The following is a 19,269-nucleotide window of genomic DNA, read 5'->3' on the forward strand; positions in this document are numbered from 1 at the left end:
GCTGGTCATGCTTTTTCGTGGCCTGCAGGTCAGACTTTGGGTCGTCCGGCATTGCGTATCCTCTTCCCGGCGGGACCGGCTGGAGCTTTACCCAGCCGGCACATCAATCAGCGCTTATCCTGCTGACCTTGACGCCGGTCATCAGGCTTCGCTTTGACGCCGGACTTGTCGTCAGGACGGCTCTTGTCCTGGCCGGACTTCCTATCGTCCTGCTGGCCGGGCTGCGGAGTGCTAGGCATTTGCTTTACTCCTCGTCGCGAATTGCGACAAATACCCAACAACCTTGTGAGCCACTTGTTCCGAGGCATCCCGGCAAGCGTGACATTCGGCGTGCAGGTGAAGATGGTCGCTGCGTGGGAACGTTCAAAATTGCGGGCGGAAGAACTTCCTCAGGGTTCCGGATGTGAATATCGCTGCTCAGCAGCGCCCCTTCTTCGTCACATATGCGGATACTCCAAGCGCTAATGGTTCTGGACGGCGGATGCGCGCGGCCGCTAGTTGTAAAATGGCGTCGTGCGCTTCATCCTCAGCGCTACTTAATTGATCATGCTCCGTTCGCTCGGGAGATCGAGGGGGCGCGGTAAAATCGCGGTCTTCTCTGTTGGCTGCATGCGGACCGTCATTCGCTTGAACACCTTGTCGGCGGCTTCGTCGTCGCTTAGTTGTAAGCGACCGACCGAGTGAACTGGAAACCCCTATGCCCGGTGTGAACGATGCGCGGGCAGGTGCTAGGCGACGGCAAGACTGATTGGTCATGATATTCCTTGGTAAGCCAATCGAACAGATTATGGGGGCGGGCGCCCTTCTTCTGCTTGCGCTTGGTTGCGCTCTTGTCCTTCAGCCTTTCCTCTCAGCGATCCTGTGGGCGGCGATCATATGTTTCTCAACATGGCCCATCTACCAGAGGTGCGAGCGGGTCGTCGGCGGCAATAAAAGCCTGGCGGCCGCCGTGATGACGCTACTGGTTGCCCTCGTTCTCGTCGCACCGTTCGCCGTGATGGTGCCGACGTTAACAGACAGCGTAGGCAATCTGCTCACGGCGGTGAATCAAGTTCTCGAGCAGGGGCCTCCAGCCCCACCGCGTTGGGTCGCAGGACTCCCGGTCATTGGCGAGAACGTGGCCGCCTATTGGGAGAGCTTCGCCCACGATGCGCCCGCGTTCGTTATTGAACTCAAGAAACTGATCGGGCCTGCCACAAACCTGGCAGTAGCCAGCGGAGCGATACTTGGCGCCGGGCTCCTGGAACTTGGGCTGAGTGTGTTCATCGCCTTTTTCCTCTTCCTTCATGGTCGGCAGATGGCAGCCTACGTGCGCGCAGTCGGCGAAAGATTCGCCGGCCCCCGATCCCGAAAACTCCTCATGGTTGTCGGCGCGACCGTCAAAGGCGTCATTTACGGCTTGATCGGCACGGCCCTCGCCCAGGCCGCCCTGGCCGGCATTGGTTTCTGGATCGCCGGTGTGCCTCAAGCGCTATTGCTTGGTTTCCTGACGTTCGTCCTGTCGTTCGTGCCTGCGGGGCCCCCGCTTGTGTGGGGCTCGGTAGCACTATGGTTTTTTGCCCAGGGGGCCGTTTGGTGGGGCCTGTTCGTCGCAGCATGGGGCCTGCTCCTCGTCAGCAGCATCGACAACGTCCTCAGGCCCTATGTTCTCGGCAAGACCAACAGTCTGCCCGTGCTGTTCGGTCTTTTCGGATTTCTTGGTGGTGTCATCGCCTTTGGCTTTATCGGAGTATTTCTAGGCCCCACGCTGCTGGCGGTCGCCTACAGCCTCTTCCTGGAGTGGCACGCGGCCGAGGTCCAGGGCAACAAACACTCCACGTCGGCGCCTCCGGACACTGATTGACTCATTTTGGGCCGTGGCCTAGTCAAGCCCCCAGCGGGTCAATATTCGGCGCTGACTTATATGTGGAACGGCCCGGTTGGCAAGGTTTTTCAGCGTAAATCGCCGCTGGACGGTGCAGTCATATGTTCGGCCTATCAGCGCGGTCGAGATAGCTGAGTTCTTCTCTCCGATGAGATTTCCGGGAAAAAGGGGTGACTTAAAGACTGCGTTGGCGGGATGTTCTGGCGGATGTATGGCTGCATCCGGATCGACTTTGCGGTCCACGCCTGCCGGGGTTCAGATTGGGCAGTCACCATAAAGTGCTTCAATAAAATGAGTTTACCCTTCCATCCGTGATATGGTCCGTTGGCGCAGCCTCACTAGAACAATGCGTGAGCTTGCGCCGCCCCGGGGAAGGCTTTCGCTGTGCGAGCCTCCGGTCCCGAAGGGACAACCATCATGGACAAAGTTACAGAGCATCCTGAAGGCGCCCTCAATCTCGCCCTCGCCGTGGTCGCATCTTCAAGCGCCCCTCTTTTGCTGCTCGATGGCGACTTGACGATCATCGCCGCCAGCACCTCATTCTACCGCGAGTTTCAAATCGATGCCGAAGCCGCGCCGCGCCGGAAACTTTCGGAACTGGGAAACGGAGAGTGGGACAGGCGGCAATTGTCGTCCCTTCTGCAGGCGACGGCCTCTGGCAGCGCCAGTATCGATGCTTATGAAATGGAACTGAAACTGAAAGGCCAAACGCCGCGCCAGCTCGTGCTGAATGCCCAAAAGCTCGAATACGGTGATGGTAATTTAGGGCATGTCAGGCTGCTGGTTTCGGTGCTTGACGTCACCGATGCCCGGCTTGCCGAGAAACTCAAGGATGATCTCGTCCGGGAGAAAGCGATCCTTCTGCAGGAGGTCCAGCATCGCGTTGCCAACAGCCTGCAGATCATCGCAAGCATATTGTTGCAAAGCGCGCGCAGGGTGCAATCCGAAGAGACCCGCACCCACCTTCAGTCGGCACATCGCCGGGTGATGTCGATCGCGGCTCTTCAGCGGCAGCTTGCTGCCTCCAGACTTGAGGACGTCGAACTACGCCCCTACATGACGGAGCTATGCAAAAGCCTCGGCGCATCGATGATCATGGACCCTGATGAGCTTTCCATCGAGGTCAATGTTGATGACAGCGTCATCACCGCCAACGTCTCGCTCAGCCTTGGTCTCATCGTCACGGAGTTGGTCATTAATGCCCTCAAGCACGCTTTCCCTGCTCATCGAAGCGGAAAGATCGTCGTAGATTATCATTCGAACGATGCCAGATGGGCGATGTCGGTCAGCGATAACGGCGTTGGAATACCGTCCGATCCAGATAGTGCGAAGCCCGGACTAGGGACGGGCCTCGTCGAGGCAATGGCAAGACAGCTCAATGCGGAGTTCCGGGTTGAGGAGGCAAATCCCGGAACGCGAGCATCGATCACGCACGGGTGAACGGGGCGACTTCCGGGCGCAAGCCGACTGAATGATCTCAGGGATAGATAGACAGGCCGATGAACAGGCTCATGGTAAACCCGATGCCGCACAAAAGAGCCGTCCCGGTCATCCGCCCCCAACTCGCCTGCGCCGGCAGGTCCGCGAGATCGAGCTTCACCAGGACGGCGACGGTGCCAAGGACGCCGACCAGGTTGCCAAGAAAAAGCCCGGCCGCAACGCCAAGGGTGAGGGGCTCCGAGAAGATGGCGAGGGACGTTTCCGCGAAGGATATGCCGGCGTTTGCGAAGCCGAAGATCGGCACGATGATAAACGCGACTGGCTTATCGAGGTGATGCTCCAGGTTGTGCAGAGGGGACTCCGCATGTGAGGCCTCGCACGCAAGCTCGTGCACGAATTGGATCTGTTGGAGACGCGCCTTGGCGGGGGATAGCTTTCTAAAATACGGTCTGTTTCTCGTCCCCCGCCTCGGGCTAATAGACTGCCTGAACCGGCTTGTCTGCCGCATAGAGGGGTAGCCCGGCGCAGCTATCTCGGTCGCATCTCGGATTCGGCGCAAGCGGCGAGGAAATCCTCGCGCATGAGCAGCACATGAAGGCGTCGATAGCCGAAGCGGCGGCGTTCATGCGCCAACGCCTTCATTCATTCGCTCGCGAAGCCCCTGATCGTCGCTGCGTCTGGTTTCGTAACGGATCGTCATGCCGCAAAAACCGATGGCTTTACACGCCCGCCGTTCGCTCATCCCATGTTCGTTCATCAGATGCGCAACAGCTTTCCGCTTTGCTGCGGGCGTCACCACTTCTTTCCCAAAAGATCTTTCAAAGCAGCATTATCGAGCATGGCATCCGCCAGAAGCCGCTTCAGCTTCGTGTTTTCGTCCTCCAGCGCCTTCAGCCGCTTGGCTTCCGACACCTCCATGCCGCCGAACTTGGCTTTCCATTTATAGATGCTGGCATCGCTGACGCCGTGCTTGCGGCAAAGCTCCGAGACCGACGTGCCCGCCTCGTGCTCCTTCAGAATGCCGATGATCTGTTCGTCTGTGAAACGGTTGCGCTTCATTCTCTGGTCCTCTCAATGGGCCAGAGCTTACTTCAAAATGGATTATTTCAACGGGGGCAAGGTCAGCGTCCATCGCGGCCTGCCGTACGTTGAGCTTGGTTTTAAGCGCGAGCACATCCTTCAACAGGGTGCAGCGGATGCAGCATCAAGTGCCACCTCCCAGCTGTAGCATTGCCCGCGCGTCCGCCATGCCGCGGCTTGCGTCCCGATTGCCGGTTGCCGCCACCGCTTCAAAAATTCTCAATGCGTCCCGAGGCTTGTCGAGATTCATGTAGCTGTAGCCGCGCAGGACCATCAGGTCAGCCGATTCCGGCTGCAGTTCGGACCTCTGGTCGAGATAAAGCAGGGCCTCCCTGTAACGTCCGGCGTCGAAGGCGGAAATTGCATAATCGGCCAGGATTGCAACCTGAAGCTCGACAGCCCTTTGCGAGCTCTGCGGAGCCTTTGTGGCGGCCACTGCAGCTCTGTTTGTGAGACCGAGCCTGAGATAAGCGAGGCTCTGCCCATAGGCAGCGTCCTCGCGGACGCGCTGCGTACGACTTTGAAGTGCAACCTCAAACGCGGTAGCTGCCTCGAGCGGTCGGTTGAGGTCCATGAGACACCATCCGCGCGCAAGCGCCTGATCGGAAGAGAGGCCTGCTGTCTGAGCAGTCGTCGAACAGCCGGTCGCACCTTGGGTCTCGACCGGCCCTGCTTCCCTACGGATGATGGTCGCTTTCGGAGGGGGGGCGCCTGGGCTGGCCGAAGGGGTGGCCTGTATCGATGTTCCGCTGGAAGCGGGCGGTCTTGTGGAAGCGGAAGACGACGCGCGGGCCGTCAGCAGAGCCAGATTGGTTATGCGTTCGGAGCGCCCAGCCCAAGCGCGTTGAATCGCCTGTACGCCGGCCCTGTCGTTGATCTGCTGTTTCGTGATGGCAAGCCCGTAGGCCGAGGGTTCGTCATCCGGTTTCCATTGCAAGGCCGTCTCGAACCAGCGTATGGCCGTTTGCGGCTGGCCCAGCGTACGGGCATACCACCCCAGCTGTTGCGCAGTCGGTACATATTTCTCCCGGATGACAGCCGCAGCCACCCGTTGCAAGACAGGTTCCGGAACTGAAGGCAGCGGATCACCGGAAAGGAGATTGGCGGTGGCTGCCAGATAGGTCGCCTTTGCTTCCTCGGAAGCGTTCCTCCAACCGTACATGACTTCTTCGGCTTCGGCTGCAGCATTTCGGGCAATCAGCGCAAGGGCAAGCCCTTGCGCTGCCGCGGCAGAATTTTCCCTCTCCCGTGAGGCGCGAAACCATCGTTCGGCTTCCGCCATATCGTTGCGGCGAAGATAGTACCAGCCCAGCAGCAGAGAGTCCGATGCGCGCCGCTCCCGGGCAGCCAGATCCCGGACACGCTCCAGATATTGCGGGTCGATTGTAAGCTCTGGTTTTTCGCCGGCTTCGCCCACGAACCGGCGAGCCAGCTCGTCGCGAACTCCATCGAACTCGCGACTGTCGGATTGACCGGTCTGTTCGAGAGCGAGGAGAGCCTGAATGGAATCATAGGGCAGGAGTTCGGCTGCCTTCTCGATCGTCGCCGATCGTTCCTGAGGATTGGAGCAGTTCTTCAGGATGTAGGTATAGGCATCCACACCTCTTTGTTGGCGATCCGTCCGGATGAAGGCTTCGGCAATACGCCACAGTACGTCCACGTCGCCGCAATTGAGAAGGCTCGAAGTGGCAGCTCCAATCTCGATGACGGTTGAATATTGCTTGAGATTTGACGCATTCACCAGCCGGACACGCGATTCCGCGACCTTAAGCCTTTCCAGAAGGTCGGGGGGGGGGGCGCCACCCGCTCTCCGTTGCCAGCCTTTCGGCGATGGCCTTGCGCACTTCTGCGTAATGCCCTTCCGAATAAAGCTGCCACATGTCTTCCAGTTGCCGGTCGCGATTTTCCGGAACGGCGAGCGGGTCTGCAGGAGGTGTCCAGTTCGGGTAAAGAGTGCGTAAGCGGGCGATCTCCGCCTCAAGCCTGGCCCGGTCTCCCCGTGCCGCAAAATACCGCAGAGCGCTTTCGTCGATCTCCGGTTCGATTGGCTGCTCTGGGGCGGACTGGCCGGTTCTATCTTCTCCGGTCGGGGGCGGTTGAACCTGAGAGACAAGCGGGGCAGGGGAGGAATCGGTGCCCTGTTGGCTTGATCGCGGAGGCAGTTGCGTCGCGCGAATCCGCTCTGCAATCGTCCCGGCATCGGGATTGTGCTCGTTTTGGGCAAGGTGGTTTCCTCTGGGGGCTGCGGAAGCGCTCAAGACGGTCCGAGACTGGGCGAAGATATCATCAACGTCGGTGCCGCCGATCGACGTCACGACACCCCCCGATATCGCCGCAATCAACAAAAAAGCCCATGACAGCTTCAAAGACACTCCGGATGCCTTTCCCTGACGAATGCGAGGGCCAACAGCTGCAGCGTGGACGGATAATACAGGATTGGCTCGAACTGCTGGACCGAGGCTGGCAACTTTGTCCCGTTGAGTACACAGCCTATAAGATGGTTAATAATTTGATAACCTGGGTCGCTCAGCGGTTCCTTGGTCCAGCCTGTTTCCAGATCGATCGTCGATATGGTTCCTCCTTCGTCGGTCATGCCTTGAGAGAGGCGAGTGAGCAGATCCCTGTCGTATATATTCCCCCTCATGAGATAGAGCGGTATCCTCACGGCATTATAGCCGAATTCCTGCGGAAAACCGACGGCGGGCTTTGGCTTGTGAGCAAGACTCTCCCATTCCGCCGGAAGCCTTCGTGGACCGAACTGCGAGACACGCAGCAATGCCAGCCCATCCTCGGACAGCTTGGCCCAATCGTCGGAAGGCGCGAGCAGTGCCATCACCGGCAGGGCTTCGAAAATCCAATAGGATGGATTTACAACCGGAGCATCGTCTCGCTCACCTGCGCCGAATCCTGCTGCGGCCGGTAGAAGAACGGTTTGTCCTCCGACGTCCACAATAGTGTGCGACAGCAGACTGTTGGCGATCTTTGCTGCCTGTTCCACATAGTCGAGCCGATGCCACGAAGAGCCTGCGAGCGCCAAGGCATAAGCGATCAGAATGTCGCCATCGGTCGCGTTGTTGCTGTCGGTAACATGAGGGGTCGCGGCAGGATCCCATTTCCAGGCCGCCAGACCGTCATCGCGCACAAGGAGTTCGGTGCGGGTGAAAGACCAGATCTGCTCGAAATCCGCGCGATTATTGGCGAGGAAGGATAGAAGCAAACCGTATCCCTGTCCCTCGCTGTGGCTGATGTCGCCGTTGGCATTGTCGACGATCCGGCCGTTCCCAATCAGAAACCTGGCTTTATACGCGGACCAGAATTCATTGGAGACATACGGCTGTTGCGCCGCCGCCGAAGTGAACGAAACTGCAAGGGCGAACATGCCTATGATGATCCATCGGCGCCGGTCCTTCATCTGTTCCTCCCAAAGGAGGACAAGAGAGCTGCCGTTGACAGTCCCAGAAGGACAGCCAAGGCCACGAGCGCCAATGAATAGAAGAGAATATTGTTTGAAAGCCAGTTGGCCGCGATCAGGCGGTAGTTTCCGAGCGATGGGCTGACCGTCTGAAGAAAAGTGAAGCGTGATGCGGTCAAAGACGCAACTTTCTGGGTCTTACCCTCATAGGTCGTGATTCGCCCTGCAACCTGTTGCCAATTCTGTTGACGCGAGAGAGCCTCGGTGCCCTCTCGAAGCTCCTCGGGGTTTCGGGCGCTGATCACAGTCCAGGAGCCGTTTCCATCGGTGCTTTGGCCTTGCGCGAGAATAAAGGTATCGTTGCTTGAAGGACGAAATATCTGCTCCGGCTGCGGCAGAAGCTGGAGCGAACTCAGTGATATGTTGAAATTACGATTCAGCCATTCCTGAAATCGAGCAATTTGGTCGCGCCAGATGCTTCCCCGGACTTGCGTGCGCCATTTTTCGAATGTCGCCATCGTGTCCTCGTTCCGGACAGGCGCTCCGGCGACACGCCACGTGGCAACGCTTTCCGGCGCGATATTGACTTGAGATAGCACCGTCGAGGGTATTTGTGAGATCGATCCTGCAAAAAGAGCATCGCGGTTGCCAATGGCACCCGCGGAGGCAACGGGTTCGACGGCGATCGGGTGTCCCCCTACGAATGCAAGACGCGATAGAAATGTCGAGGTGGCTGCGAGCGTGTTGGCGTCGAAGCGATCCATCCAGAGCATGATTGGGTCCGTTCTGCGGCTGTAGGGAAAAGCCGCCCCTGAAAGCGCCTCCAGGTTGGGATTCCGGCCGATCCGCGCAAATCGCGGCATGTTGAATTCGGAACTGTCGAAAAGCGCGAAGCGGGGTTCAGTGGAAGCTGTGCTGCCGGGAATGCAGGCATCATCTTCGTCGGTGAGCAGAATGGCCTCAAGCGAGACGGTGTTGAGGCCGGGCTTGAAGTGGCGAAGCGTCATTCGGATGGGGAGATGCCGAAAAAGGCCTCCGTTGTCGGATGTGATCGGCAAGTTGGTGGCGACGTTTCCGTTCACATATACATCGAGATGACTACCAGGCCGGACATTCGCTGCAAACGCTGCATCGATCAGCAAAGATGCTTCGCCGTAGGCGCTGGCATAGAAATCAGACGGAACCGCTATGGTGAAGCTGGTGCGGAACCGGCGGCCCGAAAATTCCGTGGTCTTCAACCCCAATTGAGAGAAGGAGAGCTTCTCCCCGCCGAAGAGAAGCGGCGCATCGGGGGCTGCCCAGCGCTGCGTGGCAATGACATCGCGCCGGATTTCGGGAAGGCGGTCCGTGGGCGCAACTATGGTCTCGACAGCTGCACCGATCGCATTCCAGGAAGGCCCCGTAAGCAGAAGCACCTGCTCATCGCTGTTGGGATCCTTAACCAGGGCTGCTATTGCCGCGGATCCTGCCGACGGTGGGAGCGCGGGAAAAACGGGCTGCAACTCAGCGACCGTACCAATAATCACACCGAATTTGCCCGGGCCAAGTGCTCCTAGACGGTCGGAGTGGAAGGAGAAGAGCTGGTTTGGCATTCCGGACAGAAGCGACAAGCCTTGTGCGAGCCGAAGCAATGATTTGGTGGGGCCTGCTTGCCCCGCAGCGGGGACGAGAAACTGGAATTCAGTATTGCCGTTTGCATCACCGCCCACAGCCCGGACTGCCTCGGTCACCGACGGCGCGGGAGTGGGGATGCCGGCAAATTCAAGAAAGGTTTGCGAAGGGTCGACATTGGTCCAGAGGTCATAGGTAGATCGTATATCGCAATCCGTCCGATGACGTTGAGTCGCGCGAAACTCGACAAGATTTCCGCCGGGATGAAGGACGTTGGGCGGGACGTCAACCACAAGTCCATTCGGACCGTTTGGCGAGCTGATTCGTTGTCGCACTATCTCGCGTTCGTTGATCGACACCGTCAGCAATGAGGCTTCCGGAGCAACGACGATTGCGTTCTGATATTGGAGATTGAGCTTTGCCGGCGATGCGGCCTGTTCTTCCGTCAGGTAAATCGACCAGGAGCGGCGGTCGTACTCTCCTGCCAGGGCGAGATCGGACGCCGGGACAAGGTACCGGCGGCTTCTGTCTTGTTCCCGTGCATCGGCGGCGGGTCGAGGTGTGGCGTCGGAAGGCGCTGGCGCATGTCTCTGAGGAGCGGATGTCCGATCCTGAGGGACCGGAGGGCGGGAAAGATCGGGAAATACCAAGGGGGGAGGGGCAGGCGGCTCTGGCGGCCGTTCGCCCGACATGTCGAAGGGCGCGGGCTGGGCGTCCGAAATCCGCACGACAGCGAGAAGAGCTGTCAGAGCGAGCGCCAGGCATGCAAGGGAGCGGTTCATTGGCTGTTGCCCCCACCAGGTTTACCATCGCGCCTCCGCGTTATTCCAAGGAGGAAATATAGCAATCCCCGATGGGTCTGGTAGATGGATAACCCAAGAAACCAGATCGTTCCGCGCAGAAGCCCGGGATTGCGGCGTCGGCTCTGTTGAAATTCGGCCCATTGGGCGGAGTTGGCAAAAATCAGATCCGCAATCCAACGATGGTCCAGCGGCCCCTTCGGCTGGTACTGGCAGCCGAGCATCGTCGCATCTCCTGAAGGTTCGACCCGTCTAATAACGAGGGGAAGCATGGCAGGTTCTCCTCCGCCATGGGGTTGAAATCTGATCGCGGCCTCCGCAGAGAGATCAGATTGGGATAGAGCACGGTTAAAGACCTGGAGACGGGTGCCTCCGACGGAAACATCCTCGATGGACGCGGGATGCCAGGTCCCACCCATGCCGAATTCGCAGCGGCGGCGGACTTTTACTCGCCTGGATGACGAAGGTTCTCCGCGTTCGGAGACCACCCCGAGCGCGCAGCCGGCAAGAATAAGATTGAGCAGATTCCAGCCGCCGACAACCAGCGTGACATCCGCCTTGTAAGGCTCTGTGTAGACACGATAGACGGTAATTCCCAGAGCAATGGCCAAAGCGGCGAAGATGACGAAGAAGGGCCGGCTGATTTCCGAGAGCCGGCTGACCGCAACCGACTCGTCCTTGGCGGTGACCTTGAAGGTTGGTTTACGCGGATTGACCATGACCGAAATAACGGCGGGCAACAGATGCACGGTCTGGACATATTCGTAGAGCTCCGAGATCCACGGCCAGCGGAATGATCCGTAAAGATAATTCTGCATCATCAGATTCACGAGCATATAAGCGAGCGTATAGGCCAGAAACTCGCCTCCGGAGGCTGTAAATATCTGCAGATCCAACAGAAGGTAGAAAAGCGGCGCGAAGAGAAAGATCGTGCGTGGAAAGGGAAATAGCCAGAACAATGTCGATGACATGTAACAGAGCCGCTGAGGAAAGGATAAGCCGCGCTTCAAAAGCGGGAAGCGGAAGCGAAGAATTTGCATCATTCCCTGCGCCCAACGGCTTCGCTGGCCGATAAAGCTCGCGAATGTGGCCGGCTGCAGACCGGCAATCAACGGTTTGTCGACATAGACACTATTCCATCCGGCGCTGTGAAGCGCCAGCGCTGTCTCGCAGTCTTCCGTGATGCTGATCCCGCTGAACCCTTCTGTGGTTTCCAGCGCACGGCGACTGAGTACAGCGGCCGAACCGCAGAAGAAGGCGGCGTTCCACTTATCAAGCCCCCTCTGGATGATGCCGTAGAACATCTCGTTTTCGCTCGGCATCCAGTCGAATGTGCGGAGGTTTCGCTCCAGAGGATCCGGGTTGATGAAAAAGTGCGGCGTCTGGACCAGGAAAAGCTTCGGATCATCCGCAAAATAGCCCACCGTCTCCAGTAGAAAATCGCGCGCGGGGGCGTGATCTGCATCGAAAACGGCGACCAGTTCTCCCTTCGAGTGTTTCAGGCCGTTGTTGAGATTGCCTGCTTTGGCATGCTGGTTGTGGGCGCGGGTCAGGTAGTTGACCTCAAGTTTGTCGCAGAGAGTGCTCAGGATTTGGTTACGGGCTATTGCCGCTTCGGCTTCGCGCACATCCGGCGAGTTCTGCTTCTGCAAGGTCCCTCCGTCGTCCAGTAGCCAGACCGTCAGCTTGTCGGCCGGATAATCCATGGCTTTTGCCGCAGCGAGCGTATTGGTCAACAGTGTGACATCCTCGTTATAGGAGGGAACGAAGACATCGACAGACGGATAGAGTTTCCTTGCCGTGACGCGGGACGGGCGGGACGCCATGGGCATGGCGACGATGAAAAGGCTCAGCGCCAGCATCATGACGCTGTACATCTCGGCGAGGTAGAGAAGCAGGCCGGGGATGAAGTTCTCGGGCTGGTTCACGGGAGGAAGAGTTTCGGTCGTGCGCCAGTAGACATAGCGCAGGACGATGGCGGTGCCGAACGCGAGGGCTATCAGACGCCAGACCCCGCCAGCCTTCAGAATCTTGATGATGGCCATGAGCGAAACGACAGTGGTGCTGGCGATGAGCTGGGTCTGAAGATTGACCGGAAGCGTGATCAATCCGATTACGCAAACCGTGATGACTGCCCACAAAATGATGCTTTGCACCTTACGCATTAGCATTCCTCTGGCAGAAAGTCGGCACGAAAACGTGCCGGATACGCCATTATTTCCGGCACGCCGCTGTCATGGCTGCGGTGCCTACGCAATCAGGTGAAGGAACAGTGGTTCCCGTCGCCTCAGTTGAACTGGAGCCGCCGGATACGCCCGCTCCCAGTTCCGGCAGTGGAACACGTGGCCCGGTTGGAGCTGCCGCTTCGGCCTCCGGCTGAGAAACCCGCTCCACCGCCTTGCGACGAGCGGGAGGGGGCTGGGAGATGGCCTGTGACATGCCGTAGTCGAAGGAAATGGATCTCCGGGAAAACTCGCCTTCCGGATAAATCGGTTGGCCGGTACGGCCGAGCATTTCATCTGCGCCGGCTGCGTCACCATAGGGATTCCACATCGTACCCTTGAACGTTCCGACGATGGTGAAGCCATACATTGTATTCAGCATCTGCCGCGCCGTCGCGTGACTGTCGCAGAGCCTGAGCCTTACCTGAATCATGCCGAACCCTCGGCCTATGCCGGAGGATGTGCTGGGGGAACGGATCTGTTGCCAGGCAAACAGGCAGGTGTCACCGTTTTGAGCTCGTCCGGACGCATAGCCGAACGGACCGTAGGTATTCTGGAGAAAGGTTGCCGCACGGACCATTCGGACGCCCGGCGCAGCGCGGGCAATCTCGCGCCGGAGATCGCTTTCGTTGATGGTCCTGAAAGTCGCGCCGGGGACGTCCGGGGTGGACCCTTGAGGGCCGAAGAAATGGACTCTCAGGTAGTTCTGCCCCGGAATTCTCGACGAGGTCGATAGTGCCACGGTTTGCTCGACGCCGTTACCCCGTGTGCGCTCCACCACTCCCACGATTGCCGGACCGCCCGGAGGCGGCATTATGAGGGCTTTCTCGCTGGGTACAAGCTGCGGTCCCGATGGGTGTCCGACGCTGCCGGTCGTGCTGCATGCTGAAAGTGTAGCCGTGGCGCCCAGCCCGGTAACAATCCACAAAACGCGCACAATTGAAATCGGCAATGTCGTTTTCCCTAGATAACCTCGGCAATTCGGGCGGGGAATTTTGCATTCAACGACGCGGGACTATTAGAATTCAATAAACAAGGAATATGCTTAACGGGTCGTTAATATTCCCGAACAGGCATTTTGGATGATTTCTCCACAGATTGTTGCCGGCTTTGGAGGCCACGGACGGGAAACTCTGTTCGGTTTTCCGCACTGTGTCGAAGTCCGTTACCGACCACTCGGGCTTGCGGCGACAGTCTGATTGCGACCTTGTGACTTGGCTTTCAGCAGCGCAGCATCAGCGCGCGCCAGCAGCGTCTCCACCGACCCCTCCATCGGAGCGGCTGCTACTCCCAAGGAGATCGAGACACTCCCGATGATCCGGCCTGAATGCGAGAGCACGCCGCTGCTGACCTTTCCCCGCAGCTCTTCGGCCAACTGAAACCCCTCCGCTTCGCTAAGGCGAGGAAGCAGTATTGTGAACTCTTCGCCGCCAAAGCGGAACGCATGGCCGGATTGTCCGACGATGTCGCGCAACACATGTGCAACATATTGCATCACCATATCACCCGCGTCATGGCCGAACTCGTCGTTGAAGCGTTTGAAATGATCGATATCAATCATCAGACATGCAAGCGGTTGATCTGCCAAGTCTCGGCTGTACCTCTCCAATGTCTCGTCCAGGAAGCGGCGGTTGAACAGACCCGTAAGCGGGTCCCGTGCGGCGAGAGCGGTAAGTTTCTCACGGAGTTGAAGATTAGCGATTGCAAGACCAACATTCTCGGCAATCAGCTCCAGATAAAGACGGCTGCTTTCCAGACGAAGCGCCTCATCCCCACGGTCTTCAAGATAGAGAAGGCCAATCGTATCGCCCTGAGCCGTCAATGGGACACAAAGGGCAGTCACTTCCGCCCTGTCGAGATGGAGACAGGAAACGTCAGCGCCGTCTCCTCCGCTTGCATGGGGACGACCGCGCCGTAGACCCCAGCACGCTGACGCCGGGAAGGTGACCTCGGAATGATGAGGGTCGAGCCATGCGCTCGCACGTGTCAGGGACACCTGGCTTCCATCGAGAACGTAGAGGCCACCGGCGATGTTGGGGAAAATCTGAGGAGCGAAGCGAGCGACGATATCGGCGAGCTCCGCTCCGTTTGCACATGCCTGCAGGCGATGCATCATCTGCAGGATAAGGTCCTTAGTGCGCTGATCCGCTCTCCTTTCAGCGTCGAGCCGCTCCCGTTCGATGCCGTTGGCGCGGAATACCTGGATGGCTTGGTTCATCTCGCCGATTTCATCGCGCCGCGGGTCGGGGGGAACATCGACTGTATAGTCCTGTTTCGCCAGCCTGCCGACGATGCCGGTCATGCGCACAAGCGGCACGGCGACCCTTCGCCTTAAGATGAAGTAGAGAACGCCGAGGAAAAGCAGCCCTGTTATCGCGAGCATGATCTTGGCAACAAGGCCCCACCAGTCGCTGCGTACCCGTGCCGCCTGGAGCTGCATACCCGTGCGTGTCGCGGTCAAATCCCGGAAATGGGTAACGGTGTCGAGAAGCGTAGCCTGCAGTCTTTCGTGCTCTGGCCCAAAGAGCATATCTTGGGCGCGGCTCCTGTCCCCGCGCCGGAAGGCCTCGATTGCCGCAACCTCGATCTTGTCCAATTCCTCCGCTTCCGTGTTGATCTCCTGCAGCGCCCCGGCCTCCGTCGGTGACAGACCTTGAGAAGCGAGCTTGGCTGCAACGGCCTCGCGCCGCCGCTCGTCTTCCTCTTCAGCGCGAAACGCTTGCAGATGCCGATTTTCACCGCGCATGACATAGAGCCTGGCCTCATCGCTTCTGACTTCGGCTTCGAGCGCAAGCTCCTCCGCCAATGTGTCAAGGGCTAGGTGCTCCTCGACGGCAAGCCGCTCCTGTACGGCGCAGCGCGACGACATGATGAAGGCAGCGCCTGAAAGGGCCGTGAGAACGACCGTGATGCCATAGGCCCAGTTGGTGATCGTGCTTATTCTCATACATGTAAGATATAGGTCGCTCGTTGAAGGAGCATTAAAGAGAACTCTCACATCCGGACCCCAGAAATAGCCGGCAGAGCGGGGATGTCAGGTTAAGCGCTACAGCTACGGATCGGGCATGCTGCGGAGTGACCAGGCGGCAATTCCGGCGACACCCTTCCAATGGGCCACCGCTGCAAGGCGATGCAGATGGGTGGCGAAAGCTGAGTGCTGAAATCGTGCTGGGACGAAGAGATTTCGAACGGTGGAGAAGATGCTGACGAAACGTTGCAGTCCGCCTGGCGAGCGAAATCGCTGCATCACCTGCTCGTTTCCGTAGAGGAAGATGCGAGTTTTCGGCGCGGTTGTTCAGCCCCTTGTGTGATCGATGCTCGATCGTGGGCATCAACTGTCGAAGGGCCGCACCATAAGAGCGAAGCTTGTCGGTGACGATACGTTTCGGTTGACATCCCTGCTTCTTCATCAACCGGATCAGCAGGCGCTTGGCGGCCTTGGTGTTGCGGCGAGCCTGGACGATTTCGTCGAGAACATAGCCGTCCTGATCCACAGCGCGCCACAGCCAGTGTTTCCGGCCACCGATCATCACGACCACCTCGTCCAGATGCCAGATATCATTCAGACTTGGCGGTTTCCGACGCGAGCGAGCGGCATAGTCCGGGCCGAATTTCTTTGCCCAGCATCGGATTGTCTCATAGGAAACGATAGTGCCGCGCTCCAACAACATTTCCTCGACCAGACGCAGGCTCAATGGAAACCGGAAATACAGCCGGACCGCATGGGCGATCACAGCGGGAGGAAAATGATGGCGCTTGTAGCTAACTGGCTCTTGCTCATCACCGCGAAATAGCGGCAAACTTTTCAGCCCAAGTTAACCTGACATCACCATCCGCCTTGGTGGCGATCCTCTACGGCGAGCCGGAGGTTCTTCGCGTTCGGCAGCGGCAACGGACTGCCACTCAAAAACGGAGTTTTTTGCGAAGTCAGTCCGTATCGTTTAAGGGAAGGCTATGAACACACACTTGAAAATGCTCTGATGCAAAGGACCATGCCACGAGGCACAATGGCTATTGAAGGTCAGGCCTTTCCATCGGGCATCACGAGCGGCAAATAGTGATGCGGCTGACGCATGAGGACCAGATCTTTCCGGCGCGCGACGTTGGTCGGATAGGTCGAGTTGGTGCTCGACAGATCTATATCAGCGACCGCGAGATCTTCACCCTGCACGAATGCTTCCTTCCTCGGGAACGCGAAGGTATCCGGCCCGAATATGCCACTCATTCCTGCCGGTTTGCTTCCCGCAGTCTTGGTGTTGGAGAAGGCGAAGTAGCAGTTATTTTCGCCTGCGCGGACCCGGTAGTGGTGCCAGTGCACTGGGTCGGCGCCAAAGGGAATCGGATCAGGCTGTATGACCGCGCTCCCTGCGTGACCAAAATGGAAGCCGTCAGCAACGCTCGAAGGGCAGCAGATCAGATCGCATCCCCTGAGCGCCAGGATGCGAGCGGCCTCCGGGAAGGCCGCATCATGGCCGATCAGGACGCCAACCCGTCCCAGTGGAAGATCGAAGATGCAAAATTCATCACCAGGCGTTGCCCAGGCATTCTCATCCTCGGTCAGGTGAATCTGGCGATAGGTGGTGGTGGGCACATTCGGTCTGGTGATGATGGCACTGCAGAACCGCTCTCCATCACGTTCCTCGGCAAAGCCGGCGATGATGCAGATATCCAGTCGCTCTGATATTTTACGGATCGCCTCCACGGCCGGATGTGAAATCGACGTTGCCGTTTCTCTGGGATTTATGAGGCCGGTCAACGCAAAAGCCGGGAAGACGATTAGCTCTGCCCCCTGTGCTTTAGCCTCTTCAGCCAAGCCTGCCATAATTTTCCGGTTGGCATCGATATCGGATGAGGGCGTGAACTCGCCGACGGCGATGCGACCGGCACGCCCGTCTTCCATGGGTTGATGCCCATAGAGACGGAAGAATTCCCTTGGATTCCAGGCGTAGGTATTGGTCATCAAATCCATGTAAAGCTCGGGCCGGCGCTGCTTCATAACCGGTTCGCCCGCGACGTGCCTTTTGCGTGATCGCGTAGGATCGATCAGGCCGTAAGCAATGCCGTCACCGCCATCGACCACGTCGAGAATCTCTGCCTCTGGCCCGATGACGCAACTACCGCCAGAAAATTGGACGCCACGTTCGAGACCCCAGCGGTTGCTCTCTATCAAGTAGCAGCCGTTCTCGTATGCCCGACTGATCCAGTAAGGCGCCGGGGTCCGTTCGGCTAGCCAGTTGGAAACGTGGCAGATCACGTCGGCGCCGCCGATTGCTGCCAGACGTGCCGTCTCGATGAAGTGGATGTCCATGCAGATCAGCATCGCGATCCGCCCGATCTTCGTCTCGAAGACCTGATGACCCAAGTTACCTGCTGCTGACCATTTCGGCTCGGAAATATAGGGGTGGGTCTTGCGATGCACGCCGACGACCCCATCCGGCCCGATCAGCGCTGCCGAATTGTAGTAGAGGTTTGTCTGCTTATCAACTTCGGGAAGCCCAACAACGATGTAGCAGTCGTGTCTGCGGGCTAGCTCCACAAAAAGATCGGTGCTTGGACCCGGAATGGTCTCAACGAAAGCGGCGACCTCTGCTCGGTTATACCAGCAGTAGCCCGTGGTTCCCATTTCGGGTGTCGTGATCAGTTTGGCACCGGCGTTAGCGGCTTCCTCAACGAGTGCCAAAAGCGCGTCCACATTTCGTTTCTTCTCACCGAAATGGGGTTCGAATTGCACGGCTGCTGCCTTGAACGGGGCGGTCATAAAAATCTCCGTCGGGGACAGAATTGACCGCCCGGATATCGGGCGGTTAAAAAGAAAACGTCGATCAGGCAGCGATGCCCACGATCGATTTCAGCACCGAGGCCCCGACGGTGTATTTCGGGTCAACCATATTGCCGAGGCGCACGCGGCCGCATTGAGTCAGCAGCATGTATGCGTCGATTTCGTCGAAGCCGAAGTCGGCAGCCATCCAGCGGATGAGTTCGCGATATGCGCTGCGTGCCGCATCCTCCATCGGCCGTGCTGAGCCGATCGTCATATAGAAGCGCTCGTTCTCAAGGCGGGGCGTCTTGATGGTCCAGCCCTTGATCAGGTCGATCTGAATGGTGGTCACTGTAGGATGCTCAACTGCCACGCCACAGAGTTCGCCATCACCCTGTGCGGCATGGCAATCACCGAGGTAGAGATAGGCACCCTTGGTATTTACCGGCAGGTAGATCACGGTATCAGGGCAGACGTCAGGCAGGTCCATGTTGCCGCCATAATAATCCGGAACGAGCGATGAAATAGCTTCGATTTCCGGTGCAGTCCCAATGGTACCGATAAAGGGTTCATAGGGGAGCGTGATCTTGTCGCTCCATTTCACGCCCGCCTCAACATCGACATGCAGCTTGCGCACCCGCTCGGGCAGCGGAGCGGTCAGCATGGCCGTGTCTGCCGTTGGCACCAAGCCGCCAAATTCCGGCATGATCACCGTCGTGCCGCGCGGCTGAGGTCCGCGTGGAACGATGCTCCTAATGTGGACCGCAAGGCAGTCGCCCTTCTCGGCACCGTTGACGTAGATTGGGCCGTTCTGCGGGTTAAGGAAGGGGAAGTTGAGGATCTTGGAGGGGCTGTCCGTCTCGTTCTTGATCGCCCCCTCGAACGCGTCATGGGTCTCGGCCGATACCACAGATCCTGGATCCACTTTCAGTACGGGATCGACATAGGCACCGTACACATAATGGTATTGGCCCTGGCTTTCCTCTGTGATGCTGTAGGTCTCGCCAGCTTTGCCCTTGGCGACGCCATTCCGGGCCATGATTGTTTCGTCGAGCCAGCTCATAGGGTGCTCCTCTTTTGCT

General features: G+C 58.4%; 10 protein-coding genes and 4 pseudogenes. 2 read left to right on the plus strand and 12 right to left on the minus strand.

Going from position 1 to position 19,269, the window contains the following annotated elements:
* Nucleotides 1-107 precede the first annotated feature (107 nt).
* The gene (locus J2046_RS34135) at nucleotides 108-239 is read right to left on the minus strand and encodes a hypothetical protein (protein WP_267950841.1); all 132 of its coding nucleotides are present in this window, start codon (nucleotides 237-239) and stop codon (nucleotides 108-110) included.
* A 515-nt stretch (nucleotides 240-754) separates the two neighbouring features.
* Here J2046_RS34135 and J2046_RS14080 point away from each other — a divergent pair.
* Nucleotides 755-1,843, plus strand: coding sequence for an AI-2E family transporter (locus tag J2046_RS14080; RefSeq protein WP_210052707.1), 1,089 nt, complete (start codon nucleotides 755-757; stop codon nucleotides 1,841-1,843).
* Between the two features lie 438 nt (nucleotides 1,844-2,281).
* Nucleotides 2,282-3,304, plus strand: coding sequence for a sensor histidine kinase (locus tag J2046_RS14085; protein ID WP_210052709.1), 1,023 nt, complete (start codon nucleotides 2,282-2,284; stop codon nucleotides 3,302-3,304).
* A 52-nt stretch (nucleotides 3,305-3,356) separates the two neighbouring features.
* On the opposite strand, the pseudogene J2046_RS14090 reads toward J2046_RS14085, so the two are convergent.
* The 11 genes and pseudogenes from J2046_RS14090 to J2046_RS14140 all read right to left on the minus strand — a co-directional run.
* Nucleotides 3,357-3,686: pseudogene (locus tag J2046_RS14090) on the minus strand (Na+/H+ antiporter NhaA); the annotation flags it as partial.
* Between the two features lie 185 nt (nucleotides 3,687-3,871).
* A pseudogene (locus J2046_RS14095) lies at nucleotides 3,872-4,363 on the minus strand (transposase); the annotation flags it as partial.
* A 145-nt stretch (nucleotides 4,364-4,508) separates the two neighbouring features.
* A pseudogene (locus J2046_RS14100) lies at nucleotides 4,509-6,642 on the minus strand (tetratricopeptide repeat protein).
* A 104-nt stretch (nucleotides 6,643-6,746) separates the two neighbouring features.
* On the minus strand, nucleotides 6,747-7,796 hold the full coding sequence (locus tag J2046_RS14105) for a glycosyl hydrolase family 8 (RefSeq protein ID WP_411828497.1): 1,050 nt from the start codon (nucleotides 7,794-7,796) through the stop codon (nucleotides 6,747-6,749).
* Complete coding sequence (locus tag J2046_RS14110; RefSeq protein ID WP_210052714.1) at nucleotides 7,793-10,189, minus strand: cellulose biosynthesis cyclic di-GMP-binding regulatory protein BcsB; 2,397 nt, start codon at nucleotides 10,187-10,189, stop codon at nucleotides 7,793-7,795. Before J2046_RS14110 ends, J2046_RS14105 begins: the two co-directional genes overlap by 4 nt.
* The gene (bcsA, locus tag J2046_RS14115; protein WP_210052716.1) at nucleotides 10,186-12,372 is read right to left on the minus strand and encodes a UDP-forming cellulose synthase catalytic subunit; all 2,187 of its coding nucleotides are present in this window, start codon (nucleotides 12,370-12,372) and stop codon (nucleotides 10,186-10,188) included. Before bcsA ends, J2046_RS14110 begins: the two co-directional genes overlap by 4 nt.
* Before the next feature lie 49 nt (nucleotides 12,373-12,421).
* A complete protein-coding gene (gene bcsN / locus J2046_RS14120) occupies nucleotides 12,422-13,366 on the minus strand; it encodes a cellulose biosynthesis protein BcsN (protein ID WP_411828502.1) in 945 nt (314 codons plus the stop codon).
* Between the two features lie 228 nt (nucleotides 13,367-13,594).
* Complete coding sequence (locus J2046_RS14125) at nucleotides 13,595-15,376, minus strand: diguanylate cyclase (RefSeq protein WP_210052720.1); 1,782 nt, start codon at nucleotides 15,374-15,376, stop codon at nucleotides 13,595-13,597.
* A gap of 105 nt (nucleotides 15,377-15,481) precedes the next feature.
* Nucleotides 15,482-16,229, minus strand: a pseudogene (locus J2046_RS14130) (IS6 family transposase).
* Between the two features lie 221 nt (nucleotides 16,230-16,450).
* On the minus strand, nucleotides 16,451-18,187 hold the full coding sequence (locus tag J2046_RS14135; protein ID WP_210052721.1) for a nitrilase-related carbon-nitrogen hydrolase: 1,737 nt from the start codon (nucleotides 18,185-18,187) through the stop codon (nucleotides 16,451-16,453).
* Nucleotides 18,188-18,251: 64 nt separating this feature from the next.
* The gene (locus J2046_RS14140; RefSeq protein ID WP_210052724.1) at nucleotides 18,252-19,250 is read right to left on the minus strand and encodes an acetamidase/formamidase family protein; all 999 of its coding nucleotides are present in this window, start codon (nucleotides 19,248-19,250) and stop codon (nucleotides 18,252-18,254) included.
* Between the last annotated feature and the right edge of the window lie 19 nt (nucleotides 19,251-19,269).

This window comes from Neorhizobium petrolearium, from assembly GCF_017873175.1.
Taxonomy (GTDB): Bacteria; Pseudomonadota; Alphaproteobacteria; order Rhizobiales; family Rhizobiaceae; genus Neorhizobium; species Neorhizobium petrolearium.

What these genes read in the sequence shown, in the direction of transcription:
- J2046_RS14135 (WP_210052721.1), bottom strand. Translation starts at nt 18,187, where the DNA reads ATGACCGCCCCGTTCAAGGCAGCAGCCGTGCAATTCGAACCCCATTTC.
- J2046_RS14110 (WP_210052714.1), bottom strand. Translation starts at nt 10,189, where the DNA reads ATGAACCGCTCCCTTGCATGCCTGGCGCTCGCTCTGACAGCTCTTCTC.
- bcsA (WP_210052716.1), bottom strand. Translation starts at nt 12,372, where the DNA reads ATGCGTAAGGTGCAAAGCATCATTTTGTGGGCAGTCATCACGGTTTGC.
- J2046_RS14125 (WP_210052720.1), bottom strand. Translation starts at nt 15,376, where the DNA reads ATGAGAATAAGCACGATCACCAACTGGGCCTATGGCATCACGGTCGTT.
- J2046_RS34135 (WP_267950841.1), bottom strand. Translation starts at nt 239, where the DNA reads ATGCCTAGCACTCCGCAGCCCGGCCAGCAGGACGATAGGAAGTCCGGC.
- J2046_RS14085 (WP_210052709.1), top strand. Translation starts at nt 2,282, where the DNA reads ATGGACAAAGTTACAGAGCATCCTGAAGGCGCCCTCAATCTCGCCCTC.
- J2046_RS14140 (WP_210052724.1), bottom strand. Translation starts at nt 19,250, where the DNA reads ATGAGCTGGCTCGACGAAACAATCATGGCCCGGAATGGCGTCGCCAAG.
- J2046_RS14080 (WP_210052707.1), top strand. Translation starts at nt 755, where the DNA reads ATGATATTCCTTGGTAAGCCAATCGAACAGATTATGGGGGCGGGCGCC.
- J2046_RS14105 (WP_411828497.1), bottom strand. Translation starts at nt 7,796, where the DNA reads ATGAAGGACCGGCGCCGATGGATCATCATAGGCATGTTCGCCCTTGCA.